Origin of the sequence: Peteryoungia ipomoeae (genome assembly GCF_004912165.1) — a bacterium.
GTDB classification, from domain to species: domain Bacteria; phylum Pseudomonadota; class Alphaproteobacteria; order Rhizobiales; family Rhizobiaceae; genus Allorhizobium; species Allorhizobium ipomoeae.
In genome coordinates this window covers 447,624-459,231 of sequence record NZ_STGV01000003.1, presented here as the reverse complement: position 1 = coordinate 459,231, position 11,608 = coordinate 447,624, and the positions used below count along the sequence as shown (strand labels likewise).

General features: G+C 60.4%; 11 protein-coding genes. 8 read left to right on the top strand and 3 right to left on the bottom strand.

Annotated features, from left to right (window positions below):
* Positions 1 to 20 precede the first annotated feature (20 nt).
* Positions 21 to 332 (bottom strand): ATPase inhibitor subunit zeta, encoded by a 312-nt coding sequence (locus FAA97_RS12050; protein ID WP_136598767.1) that lies wholly within the window; start codon positions 330 to 332, stop codon positions 21 to 23.
* Between the two features lie 278 nt (positions 333 to 610).
* Here FAA97_RS12050 and guaB point away from each other — a divergent pair, with 278 nt between their 5' ends.
* The 4 genes from guaB to adhP all read left to right on the top strand — a co-directional run bounded on the left by guaB (position 611) and on the right by adhP (position 4,754).
* On the top strand, positions 611 to 2,101 hold the full coding sequence (gene guaB / locus FAA97_RS12045; protein ID WP_136598766.1) for an IMP dehydrogenase: 1,491 nt from the start codon (positions 611 to 613) through the stop codon (positions 2,099 to 2,101).
* 82 nt (positions 2,102 to 2,183) lie between these two features.
* Positions 2,184 to 2,597 (top strand): MAPEG family protein, encoded by a 414-nt coding sequence (locus tag FAA97_RS12040; RefSeq protein ID WP_136598765.1) that lies wholly within the window; start codon positions 2,184 to 2,186, stop codon positions 2,595 to 2,597.
* 79 nt (positions 2,598 to 2,676) lie between these two features.
* Entirely contained in the window at positions 2,677 to 3,552 is an 876-nt protein-coding gene (locus FAA97_RS12035) for a dienelactone hydrolase family protein (protein ID WP_136598764.1), read from the top strand.
* 173 nt (positions 3,553 to 3,725) lie between these two features.
* A complete protein-coding gene (adhP, locus tag FAA97_RS12030; RefSeq protein ID WP_136598763.1) occupies positions 3,726 to 4,754 on the top strand; it encodes an alcohol dehydrogenase AdhP in 1,029 nt (342 codons plus the stop codon).
* Positions 4,755 to 4,819: 65 nt separating this feature from the next.
* Here the strand turns inward: adhP and FAA97_RS12025 are convergent, their stop codons facing one another.
* Positions 4,820 to 5,275, bottom strand: a complete 456-nt coding sequence (locus FAA97_RS12025) for a hypothetical protein (protein WP_136598762.1) — start codon at positions 5,273 to 5,275, stop codon at positions 4,820 to 4,822.
* A 185-nt stretch (positions 5,276 to 5,460) separates the two neighbouring features.
* Between FAA97_RS12025 and FAA97_RS12020 the strand changes: the two genes are divergently transcribed.
* Positions 5,461 to 6,591, top strand: a complete 1,131-nt coding sequence (locus tag FAA97_RS12020; protein WP_136598761.1) for a patatin-like phospholipase family protein — start codon at positions 5,461 to 5,463, stop codon at positions 6,589 to 6,591.
* A 206-nt stretch (positions 6,592 to 6,797) separates the two neighbouring features.
* Positions 6,798 to 7,430 (top strand): TetR/AcrR family transcriptional regulator, encoded by a 633-nt coding sequence (locus tag FAA97_RS12015; protein WP_136598760.1) that lies wholly within the window; start codon positions 6,798 to 6,800, stop codon positions 7,428 to 7,430.
* A 3-nt stretch (positions 7,431 to 7,433) separates the two neighbouring features.
* Here the strand turns inward: FAA97_RS12015 and FAA97_RS12010 are convergent, their stop codons facing one another.
* The gene (locus FAA97_RS12010) at positions 7,434 to 8,387 is read right to left on the bottom strand and encodes a LysR substrate-binding domain-containing protein (protein ID WP_136598759.1); all 954 of its coding nucleotides are present in this window, start codon (positions 8,385 to 8,387) and stop codon (positions 7,434 to 7,436) included.
* Positions 8,388 to 8,569: 182 nt separating this feature from the next.
* Between FAA97_RS12010 and FAA97_RS12005 the strand changes: the two genes are divergently transcribed.
* Entirely contained in the window at positions 8,570 to 8,854 is a 285-nt protein-coding gene (locus FAA97_RS12005) for a YjiS-like domain-containing protein (RefSeq protein ID WP_136598758.1), read from the top strand.
* A 210-nt stretch (positions 8,855 to 9,064) separates the two neighbouring features.
* Positions 9,065 to 11,590: a methyl-accepting chemotaxis protein gene (locus tag FAA97_RS21390; RefSeq protein ID WP_136598757.1), complete on the top strand. Its 2,526-nt coding sequence runs from the start codon at positions 9,065 to 9,067 to the stop codon at positions 11,588 to 11,590.
* The last annotated feature ends 18 nt before the right edge of the window (positions 11,591 to 11,608 follow it).

Sequence of the window (11,608 nt, the reverse complement as noted above, 5' to 3'; positions counted from 1 at the left end):
GCCCGGTTTCGACCGGGCGTTTATCCCTCGCGAAACACCCGATCCCTCGCGCGCTCCATGAAGTCATGCAGTCGGGCCGAGATCTCGTCATCGGAAACCGCAACCTTGGATGCTGAAAAATCCTGTTTGATGAGGTCAAATAGTCGGTGGGGCTCGACGACCTGGCGCATCGCAATGTTCCTTGCGTAGCTTTCCACATCGTCGACACCCATCTGATACCCGGCCCAACGACCGAGCATGGTGCCGCACAGAGCCTGCGTCTTGAACTGCTGCTCGGCTTGTCTGGCGAATTGCACTTCGTGCGCCTGTGCCCGCTTTTTCAATGGATTCATCACTCGCCCCCTCGTCCTGAAATCAGCCCGATTCCCAGCGCCAACAGGGATACCAGAGGAGGTTTTCAAGATTGAAAAAGAGAATTATAAAATTCTAATGTACCGGACTTGGGTGGAAAGTTCAGCCCATCTTGGGCATGGCAGGTCTTTTGCTATTTCCATCCTGTCATGAACGTGTTACCAGCCCTCGCCAACTTCCAAGCATTTCATGCAGGAACCACCGGACGGAATGTTTCGTCACCGGGAGGATTCTGCCTATTCAAACGAAGGAAATTGGCATGGCACGCATCGTAATGTCGGCAACCGGCGCAGAAGCGCTCACATTTGACGACGTCCTCCTGCAGCCGGGGCATTCCGAAGTGATGCCGGGGCAGACGAACATCGCCACGCGCATCGCCCGCGATATCGAACTCTCACTGCCGATCCTGTCGTCGGCGATGGACACCGTCACCGAAAGCCGGCTTGCGATTGCCATGGCCCAGTCCGGCGGCATGGGCGTCATTCACCGCAACCTGACGCCGATCGAACAGGCCGAGGAAGTCCGTCAGGTCAAGAAGTTCGAGAGCGGCATGGTGGTCAATCCCGTCACCATCGGTCCCGATGCCACGCTTGCCGAAGCCAAGTCGCTGATGAAGGCGCATGGCATTTCCGGTATCCCGGTCGTCGAGAACGGCGGTCGCCCGGGCCGCCTCGTCGGCATCCTCACAAACCGCGATGTGCGTTTTGCCTCCGATCCGAACCAGAAGATCTACGAGCTGATGACCCGCGAAAACCTGGTCACGGTCAAGGATGGCGTAGATCAGGGCGAAGCCAAGCGCCTGCTTCACGCACACCGCATCGAGAAGCTGCTGGTCGTTGACAATGACGGCCGCTGCATCGGTCTGATCACGGTCAAGGATATCGAGAAGTCGCAGCTGAACCCGAATGCCGCCAAGGATGCCCAGGGGCGCCTGCGCGTCGCTGCTGCCATCTCGACCGGCGATGACGGTGTCGAGCGCGCTGAACGCCTGATCGATGCCGGCGTTGATGTTATCGTCGTCGACACCGCCCACGGCCACAGCCAGAAGGTTCTGGATGCCGTCGCGCACGTGAAGAAGATGTCGAATGCCATCCGCATCATTGCCGGCAATGTTGCCACCTCTGAAGGCACCCAGGCCCTGATCGATGCCGGCGCAGACTGCATCAAGGTTGGCATTGGCCCAGGCTCGATTTGCACCACCCGCATCGTCGCCGGCGTCGGCGTGCCGCAGCTTGCTGCTGTCATGGCCGCCGTCGAAGCCGCCAACAAACACGACATTCCTGTCATCGCCGATGGTGGCCTGAAGTTCTCGGGCGATGTCGCCAAGGCGATTGCCGCCGGTGCTTCCGCCGTCATGGTCGGTTCGCTTCTGGCTGGCACCGACGAAAGCCCGGGTGAAGTTTACCTCTACCAGGGCCGTTCGTTCAAAGCCTATCGCGGCATGGGCTCCGTCGGCGCCATGGCCCGCGGTTCGGCAGATCGCTACTTCCAGGCGGAAGTGCGCGACACGCTGAAGCTCGTGCCTGAAGGCATCGAGGGCCAGGTTCCCTACAAAGGCCCGGTCTCGGCCGTGCTGCATCAGCTCGCCGGTGGCCTCAAGGCCGCCATGGGTTATGTCGGCGGCAAGGACATCAAGGATTTCCAGGAAAAGGCGACCTTCGTGCGCATTTCCGGCGCTGGCCTGCGCGAAAGCCACCCGCATGGCGTGACGATCACCCGCGAAAGCCCGAACTATCCCGGCTCGAACTGATCTTTGCGAGACGTCTTTCAAGAGGCCCGGGAAAACCCCATTCCCGGGCCTTTCCGCGACCACATATTGAAAGGATTTTCAGATGACCGGTTTTGAAATGTTCTGGCCGCTTGTGGCGCATGCCTTCCTGATCTTCTGCCTTTATGCGCTGCTCGTTGTCAGGCGCGCCGAGGTCGTCAAAAGCGGCGAAGTCGAGCGCGAAGCCTTCCGGGACAATCTGGCCGAGCCGCAGGCGAGCCGGGTGGTCAACAAGGCGATTGCCAACCAGTTCGAACTGCCGGTGCTGTTTTATGCCGTCTGCGTCCTGCTCTACATTGCCGAAGCAGACAACCTTCCGGCCGTCGTCGGCGCCTGGGTCTTTGTGCTGGCCCGCTATGTCCAGGCATACATGCAGGTGACCGGCAAGCTGCTGTTCCGGCGCCTGTCCTTCATGGCTGGTTTTGTCGTGCTCTTCCTCCTCTGGGTCTGGCTTGGCGCCTGGATGGCCTTCAGCTGATCCATCACGGCGTTTTGTCTGGTCTTGCGCCAATGGCAGCCTATCTTCCCGGGATCAGCGAAACCCGGGAGGACGTGTCATGGACAAGCCGACAATCACGCAGGCGATGATCGATGCCTATGACGAATACACCCACCTGACCCTGGATCGCCGCGGCTTCATGCAGAAGCTGACCTCGCTGGCCGGCTCGGGGGCCGCTGCCGCAGTCATCATGCCGATGCTCGCGGCGAATGCGGCCCATGCGACAATCATACCGGAAACCGACGAACGCCTGACCGCCGAAGACGTGACCTATCCCGGCAAGACCGGCGAGATGAAGGGTTATCTGGCCGTGCCGAAGGACGCTGCCGGCAAACTGCCCGCCGTCATCGTCATCCATGAGAACCGCGGCCTCAATGCGCATATCCGCGATGTCGCGCGTCGCATGGCGCTGGAAGGCTTCGTTGCGCTCGCGCCGGACTTCCTCTCGCCAAATGGCGGCACGCCGGCAAACGAGGACGAGGCCCGCGCCATGTTCCAGTCGCTCGACATGGCCGCCGCCGTTGCCAATGGCGAGGCGACCCGTGCCTTTCTCTCTTCCCATGAGAAGACCAATGGCAAGGTCGGCGCCATCGGCTTCTGCTGGGGTGGCGGCATGGTGAACCGGATGGCGGTTGCATCTCCAGATCTCGGTGCGGGCGTCGCCTATTACGGCGCGCAGGTGCCGGCCGATCAGGTTCCTTCGATCAAGGCGCCCCTGATGCTGCATTATGGTGGGCTCGACGAACGCATCAATGCCGGCATCGACGCCTATAAGGCGGCGCTTGATGCCAACGGCAAAACCTATGAGCTGTTCATGTACGACGGCGTGAACCATGCCTTCAACAACGACACCTCGGCTGCCCGCTATGACAAGGCTGCTGCCGATCTCGCCTGGTCGCGCACGGTGGAATTCCTGAAGAAGAACCTCGCCTGAGCGCTTCGCCCGCATCTGTCCGGGCTGCGTCACGCATGCCCGGACGTGACATCTGGATGAAATCTGCCCCTCCTTGATACCGATCAAACGGCCGCAGGCCAGACACTCCTAAGCTCCTCCCATGGACACCGGTGAGCCCGGTGCCGACAGATCAACACGTATGGGAGAGTGATATGGCATCGACAATGAAGGCAGCCGTCGTTCGTGGATTCGGCAAGCCGCTCGTCATCGAAGAGCGACAGATCCCGGAGCCCGGCCCTGGCCAGATCCTGGTCAAATACGAAGCGACAGGCGTCTGCCATACGGATCTCCATGCCGCCAATGGCGATTGGCCGGTCAAGCCCAATCCTCCGTTCATTCCCGGCCATGAAGGCGTCGGCTATGTCGCCAAGCTCGGCGCTGGCGTCACCCGCATCAAGGAAGGCGACCGGGTGGGCGTGCCGTGGCTGCACACGGCTTGCGGCTGCTGCTCGCCTTGCCGCACCGGCTGGGAAACGCTCTGCGGCAGCCAGCAGAACACCGGTTATTCCGTCAATGGCACCTTTGCGCAATACGGGCTTGCCGATCCGGATTTCGTCGGTCGTCTACCCGATAATCTCGATTTCGGTCCTGCAGCACCCGTGCTCTGCGCCGGCGTTACCGTCTACAAGGGCCTGAAGGAAGCCGAAGTGAAGCCGGGCGAATGGGTCGTCATCTCCGGCATTGGCGGGCTCGGCCATATGGCCGTGCAATATGCAAAGGCCATGGGCATGCATGTCGTGGCCGCCGACATCTTCGACGACAAGCTGAAGCTTGCCAGGGAACTCGGCGCCGATGTCGTGGTCAACGGCCGCGACAAGGATGCGATCGAGCAGGTACAGAAGGCAACCGGCGGCGTGCATGGCGCGCTGGTCACGGCGGTCTCGCCCAAGGCCATGGAACAGGCTTACGGCTTCCTGCGCTCCAAGGGCACGATGTCGCTGGTTGGCCTGCCGCCGGGCTTCATCTCGCTCCCTGTCTTTGAAACCGTGCTGAAGCGCATCACGGTGCGCGGTTCGATTGTTGGCACGCGGCAGGATCTGGAGGAAAGCCTGCAATTTGCCGGTGAGGGCAAGGTTGCCTCGCATTTCAGCTGGGACAAGCTGGAGAACATCAACGAGATCTTCCGCCGCATGGAAGAGGGGAAGATCGACGGCCGGATCGTGCTTGATCTCGCGGCCTGATGAGCGGTCCTTGTGGGGTGGGCGGCATCGCCGATGCCGCCCCTCCACCATTTCCGCGGTGAGGACTAGTTTGCCGTTTGGATGACGGTGACACGGGGTGGCGCACTGGTGCAGGCGCTATCCTCGCAGATGCCCGAGATCCAGACTTCCCCATTGCCGATCATCACGCCTTCGGAATTGACGAAAAGATCGCCATATTCCTGGTTCGACACCGCCTCGACGATCGGCTCTATGAAGACGGAATCGTAGGCGTCTAGCAATTCTTGCTCTGTGTCATAGGCTGCCTCCTCGCCATCGATGGTAACGGTCAGCGGATAGGTCACGAGGCTGACGACAATGTCGGATTGTCCCTCTTCAAGCGCCACCTTGAAGGCGTAGAACAACTCCTTGTAGTCAGCAGCATCTCCAAGCAGCGTCTCGATCTGGCGATCGACGGAGGCCTCGTCGGCGCGGCTTGCACCGGCAACGCCAAGGGTCGCTGCAAACAGGAGAGGCACGATCAGGGCGGCGAAGCGGGGCATCTGATATCCTTGAGGTAGGAGGGGCTGTGCCTTTCTTACTCCGGGCAAAGGCGGTCCGTATCGCATTTCTTTTGGGTCCGACAAGGTACAGGCTCCCGTCACAACGCCTGCCAGCTGCAGTCTGCGGACTGGCGTCGACCTGTCGCCTGACCTATATTGCACTGCGGCATAAACAGGGATGCGCCATGGCGGAAGATCAACGCAATGCAGCGACCGAGCAAATCTTCGTCTTTCAAGGCGGCGGGGCGCTTGGGGCCTATCAGGCAGGCGCCTACCAGGCGCTTCACGAGCAGGATGTCGATCCCAGCTGGCTTGCCGGCATCTCGATAGGTGCGGTCAATGCCGCGATCATCGTGGGAACACCGCGTGAGCAAAGAATCGCCCGTCTGGAAGAATTCTGGCAGCAGGTCTCCTCCTGGCTGGACTTTGGCCCGTCCGCGCCCGGCGAGGATAATCGCCGTCTGGCCAATGATGCGGCAGCGCTTGCGAGTGCGATCATGGGCGTGCCGGGCTTTTTTTCGCCGCGCTTTCAGTCGCCCTTTCACTGGGTCGCGGACCCACAGAGCAGGATCAGCTTCTACGACACAGAACCCTTGATGCACACGCTGGACCGCCTGGTGGATTTCGACCTGTTGAACAGCTGCAAGACGCGGCTGAGCGTCGGGGCGGTGGACATACACTCCGGCAATTTTGCCTATTTCGACAATCGCACCCGCCGTCTCGATGCCCGCCATATTGCAGCGTCCGGGGCTCTTCCGCCAGGCTTCCCGCCGGTGGAAATCGACGGTCGCTATTATTGGGATGGCGGCCTGGTCTCCAACACGCCGCTGCAGCATGTCCTGAACGCCAACGATGCCAGCCGCGATCTGGAGATTTTCCAGGTCGATCTCTTCAACGCAAGGGGCGATATGCCGCGCGATCAGTTCGAGGTGGAAAGCCGTATCAAGGAAATCCGCTATTCCAGCCGCACGCGCATGAATACCGATGATTTTGCAAGACGCCAGATCGTGCGACGGGCGGCCAAGCGGTTGCTCGAAAAGTTGCCGCCGGAACTGAAGGATGATGAAGATGCAGGAATACTGCGCTCCATCGGCCACGAATATGATGTGACCATCGTCCATCTCATTCATCGCCGGGCCTCACACGCCACCCATGCGATGGATGTCGAGTTTTCGCGGCGCTCCGTCGAGGAGCATTGGCGGGCCGGGTATGATGATGCCCGCTTCACGCTTGAGCATCCGCGCTGGCGGGAGCGTGGACGGCCCCACAACGGCATCCAGATCTTCGATCTTGCGCGCGAGCGCCAGCGGGGGTGAGGATGCGTCCTTGCGAGGGAGGGGTGATGATCCTGCGGGAGCCTCTTACTGTTTGCCGCTGCAGGTAGCAAAATCCTGACCTTTTTGGGATTATGCCCCAAATAGGCCCAGCTTTGCTCAACCGTTAACATTTTCGCCAGAAGCCGTCCCTAATGCGATTGGCGGAACAATGAGACCTGGCACATGAAGTGCAGGGCAGGTGAACAGTGAACGAGCAGATCGTCCATCGACGTCTCCAGCAGCGCAAGAAGCCGCGCCAGGAGCGAAGCATCCAGAGACTGGAAGCCATCATCGAGGCCTCCATTGCGCTGTTTCTTGAAAAGGGCGTGAATGAAGTCACGATGAGCGAAATCGCCCAGAGAGCCGGCATTCCAATTGGCTCTCTCTATCAGTTCTTCCCACAGAAGGCCGCTGTCATCAAGGCGTTGCATGATCGGCTGGCGATGCAGATAGACGCCTACATCCTGCGCATCTTCGCCGGCATAACGACGCTAGACGCCGCTTCCGCCCGCGCAGCCGACTGCCTCTTCGAACTGCACGACCTGTTTCGCAAGGAGCCGATCTACACCGTCCTTTGGCAGGCGATCATCACGGACAAGGACCTGCGGTTCCTGTCGGCAGGCTTTCACGAGCGGCTGATCGCGGCATTCTACCAGGATCTCTCGCATCTTCTGACTGAGGTTCCGCGCGAACGCTTCAACGTCAATCTCAAGCTGATGATCGTATCGACCAGCGAAGTCTTCCGGATGACAAGCCATCTCGGCGAGGATGAGGCGAGGGTGCACCTCAGCCGCTGGCGTGAGATCATACGGTTGTCGATCTTCGACTTCTCGGACTGAGGCTTACCAGCCCGGAACCATCGCGCCTGCACGACCACGCGCTGCGCTGCGCGCATAGGCCTTGCTGTCGCCGTCCAGATCATCCTCCGCCTGGGTGAGCGTGATGTTGTCGAGGCAGGCCGTGATGTGATCGGTAATCGCATTGACAAGCGAGGACGACAGGCCGGCGCGCTTCATCAGGCCGATCTGCACCGGCGGCAATGGCGGAAAGCCGTCCGCCGCCGTCAACACTTTCATGCCCGTGCGCAGCGCGGATTCCGGCAGGATTGAGACCGCCATCCCGGCAAGCACTGCGGACGCAACGACCGTCGAAGACCAGCTCGTAAACAGGATCTGATAATCACGCCCATCGGCATCGAGAGCCGAGCAGGCCAGCTGCCGCCATTGGCAGTCGCGACGACCGACGGCAAGTGGCACAGGGGCATCGTCGCGAAGCGGATGGTTGACGGAACCGACCCAGCAGAGCGGTTCGGTGCGCACCACATCGGCCTGTCGCAGGCGGGGATTATGGGTCACGAGGGCGATATCCAGTTCGCCCTTGGCCATCTTCTCGCCAAGGTCCATCGAGGGCTCGCAGACGATGTAAAGCTCGACATTCGGGTGCGTCTTTGCAAAGCGCCCGATGATCTCCGGCATGTAGCGATCGGCATAGTCGTCAGGCGTTCCGATGCGGAGCGTGCCCTCCAGCCGGTTGTCGTCGAAGGCTGCCATGGCCTCTGAATTCAGGCGGATGATCCGGCGCGCATAGTTCAAGAGCTTGTCGCCCTCCGCCGTCAGCCTGTTGCCACGACCGTCCTTGACGAAAAGCTGTTTGCCGATGCGTTCCTCCAGCCGTCGCATCTGCATGGAGACGGCCGACTGTGTCTTGAACACCCGGCCAGCAGCCTTGGTAAAGCTCCCGGTGTCCACGATTGCGACGAAGGTCTGTAGTTGGTCGATGTCCAGTGCAGCCGACATGGGGTCATTCCATCAGAAGGGTTGATGCTAATCATTAGAAACATTCGCTGGACTGATCAATATGCTTGCCGCACATTTCAACTCTCGCTGGAACCAGCGGAAAGAAGCACCCCCATACTCCGTCACCCCTTGGTCATGCCGTGGGGAACGGAATTCCCGTGCCGCTCGAAAGGAAAAGGACCATGCGCACGACTGCCCCAATGATCGCCCTCGATCTTCCAAGCCCCAAGCGGACGCTTGCCGAGGCTATGCGCAATCGTTCAGCAGATGTCGTCACCTGGGTGAAGTCCTTGATCAATCGTCGCGCTGCCAATCGCCTCCTGGATCTTGATGATCATATCCTCGCCGATATCGGTCTGTCGGCTTCCGAGGTGCATGAGGTCCTGAGAAACCATCGGATGCATCAAGACCCCTCCATGCAGTTAACGATGCTGGCGCGGAAGCGGGCCTTGCGCTGCCTGATCTGAGCCGTTTTGGCGCATTTTTATCCCCGCAGAACCGGAAGCCACTGGTTCTGCCCCTTGCCCGATTTGGTTTTGTTCCAAATCGGGCATTTTTATTATCGCTAAATTAACCGCAAAGCCCTTCAAATACTGGGGATTGGCCGCGGGAAGTAACGACTTTCTAACGCCGTATGTGGCAGCTGAAACCTGTCATTCTCTCGGGGAAAAGATTACATGCGGATCTCGAAAAAGCTGCCTGTTGCGGCGGCAGTGTTCGCTCTGGTCGCACTCAGCGCCTCGGTGGCAATCGGCCTTGTCCAACAAAGTGCGGCCCTGCGCGCGCAGGTCTATCAGAAGCTGGAGGCGACGGCCGACGGGCGGCGCAATGAGGTTCAACGCTATTTCGAGTCGATCAAGCTCGACGCGCATTCCACGGCGTCCGCCATGACCACCCAGCAGGCCTTGTTCGGTATCACGGGCGCATGGGCCAAGCTTGAACAGGATCCAGCTGGCGAACTGCAAAAACGCTACATAACGGATAACCCCAATCCGAAGGGCGAAAGGTTCAAGCTCGATAGCGCCAAGGTCGATAGTTACGACCGGGCCCATCGTCAGGCGCATTCAACATTCCTCAAGCACCTGCAACGCATCGGATACTACGACATCTTCCTGATCGATGCCGACGGCAATGTCGTCTATTCGGTGGCCAAGGAAGATGATTTTGGCACCAATCTGGTGTCCGGTCCTTACAAGGACAGCGGACTTGCCGCCGTCTACACGTCCGTGATGTCAAGCGATGACCCGGAAGCCTTCGCCAATTCCGATTATGCCGCCTATGGCGCGTCTGATGGTGCGCCGGCTGCCTTTGTCGGCGCGCCGATCATCATGAGCGACCGCAAGATCGGCGTGCTTGCCTTCCAGCTGCCGACCGATCAGCTCAATGCGATCTTCTCCAATACCCGCGGCCTTGGAACGACCGGCGAAACACTCTTGGTCACCGACCAGGGTATGGTGATCAACGACAGCATTCGCACCACAGACATCGACAGCCTGCAGGTGAGCATACAAAGTCCCGTCATCGGGGCCGCCATCACAACGGGCGAAAGCTCGGGCGAAATCGAAGGCTATCGGGGCATGGCAAGCCTTGCCTCTGCGGTTCCGCTGGAGTTCGGAGACAAGAAATGGGCGGTCGTCGCCCTGTTGGGCGAATCTGAGGTCTGGAACGAACTCCAGCTTGCAGCAATGAAGTCGATTGGCTTTGGCGCAGCACTGGTGCTTGTCGGCTCGCTGGTCGGCCTTCTGTTCTCCCGCTCGCTGACGCGTCCCATCACCGACCTGGTGTCCGCAATGCGAGAGCTTGCCGCCGGCAATACCTCGATTGATCTCAAAGGCACGGCAAGAAACGACGAAATCGGCGATATGGCTCGCTCCGTCGCCGTCTTCCGTCAGGCTGAAATCGACAAGCGGCAACTGGAGGCCGATGCCGAAATTCGCCGTTCGGCCGGTGAGGCGGAGCGCCATCAGCGCGATGCCGAGCGGGCGGCTGCGCAGGCCGAACTGACAGACGCGATCAACATCCTCGGAGCCGGGCTCCAGCGCCTGGCGAACGGGGATCTGTCCACGCCGATCCGCCAGTCGCTGAGCGGCAACCTTGACCGGCTGCGGCTCGATTTCAACGCCTCGCTGGAGCGCCTCTCGGCAACCGTTTCCGCCGTGCATGGCAATGTCGCGGAAATCAACCGCAAGAGCGCAGCCGTAGGCGGCTCGACGGCGGATCTTTCGCATCGCACCGAGCAGCAGGCTGCCGCACTGGTGGAAACCTCGACGGCAATACGCCAGATCATGGATGCGATCCGTCATTCCTCGGAACGCGCCGAAAACGCCTCGAAACTGGCGCTCGAAGCTCGCGCCAATTCCGATCGCTCCGGCGAGATCGTGGGCGGCGCCGTTGATGCGATGCAACGCATCGAAAACGCCTCCGCCGAGATATCCAAGATCATCAACGTGATCGATGAAATCGCTTTCCAGACCAATCTTCTGGCGCTGAATGCCGGCGTTGAAGCCGCCCGTGCGGGTGAGGCGGGCAAGGGCTTTGCGGTGGTTGCGCAGGAAGTGCGTGAACTTGCCCAGCGCTCCGCCAATGCTGCCAAGGATATCAAGGCGCTGATCACCAAGTCCGGTACGGAAGTCTCGGCGGGTGTCGGCCTTGTGCGCGAAACCGGCTCTGTCCTTTCCTCCATCGCCGGACAGGTGGTGGAGATCGGCGATCACATCCACTCGATCGCCTCCAATGCCCGGCAACAGTCCGCGACACTCAAGGAGATCAACGCCGCCGTGTCGCGCATGGAAGACGTGACGCAGCAGAATGCGAGGGCTGCCGAGCAGACCAACAGCGAAATGGCCGGTCTGTCTCGTGATGCCGAGATGCTGTCGGATCTGGTTGGCCAGTTCACGCTGGAAGGGACTGCAAGCGGCTTTCAAAACCGCTTTGCCGATCAGCGTGACACGTCCTTCACCCGCCCTTCCGGACTTTCTGGCGCAAGCATGCAACCGCCTCTATCGAGCTTGAGGTCAGGCGGAACCAGCGACGCCACACCCAATCGCAGCTTTGGAAAGCCGAAGGTCGCACCCGCCGAGGCCGGAAGCCGGGCCGTTGCCTCGCCGGCGCGGTCGCTGATGGACAAGATCTCGATCGGCCTCGGGGCCAAGATCAGTCAGGCCAAGGACAATCAGCCTGGCGGCGAGTGGGAAGAATTCTGATCGGCGCGGCGCACTGAC

Bases quoted from the DNA above. Each gene is read 5' to 3' on its own strand.
- FAA97_RS12005 (WP_136598758.1), top strand. From the start codon at position 8,570: ATGCGCACGACTGCCCCAATGATCGCCCTCGATCTTCCAAGCCCCAAG.
- FAA97_RS12040 (WP_136598765.1), top strand. From the start codon at position 2,184: ATGACCGGTTTTGAAATGTTCTGGCCGCTTGTGGCGCATGCCTTCCTG.
- FAA97_RS12025 (WP_136598762.1), bottom strand. From the start codon at position 5,275: ATGCCCCGCTTCGCCGCCCTGATCGTGCCTCTCCTGTTTGCAGCGACC.
- adhP (WP_136598763.1), top strand. From the start codon at position 3,726: ATGGCATCGACAATGAAGGCAGCCGTCGTTCGTGGATTCGGCAAGCCG.
- FAA97_RS21390 (WP_136598757.1), top strand. From the start codon at position 9,065: ATGCGGATCTCGAAAAAGCTGCCTGTTGCGGCGGCAGTGTTCGCTCTG.
- FAA97_RS12010 (WP_136598759.1), bottom strand. From the start codon at position 8,387: ATGTCGGCTGCACTGGACATCGACCAACTACAGACCTTCGTCGCAATC.
- FAA97_RS12035 (WP_136598764.1), top strand. From the start codon at position 2,677: ATGGACAAGCCGACAATCACGCAGGCGATGATCGATGCCTATGACGAA.
- FAA97_RS12020 (WP_136598761.1), top strand. From the start codon at position 5,461: ATGGCGGAAGATCAACGCAATGCAGCGACCGAGCAAATCTTCGTCTTT.
- FAA97_RS12050 (WP_136598767.1), bottom strand. From the start codon at position 332: ATGAATCCATTGAAAAAGCGGGCACAGGCGCACGAAGTGCAATTCGCC.
- guaB (WP_136598766.1), top strand. From the start codon at position 611: ATGGCACGCATCGTAATGTCGGCAACCGGCGCAGAAGCGCTCACATTT.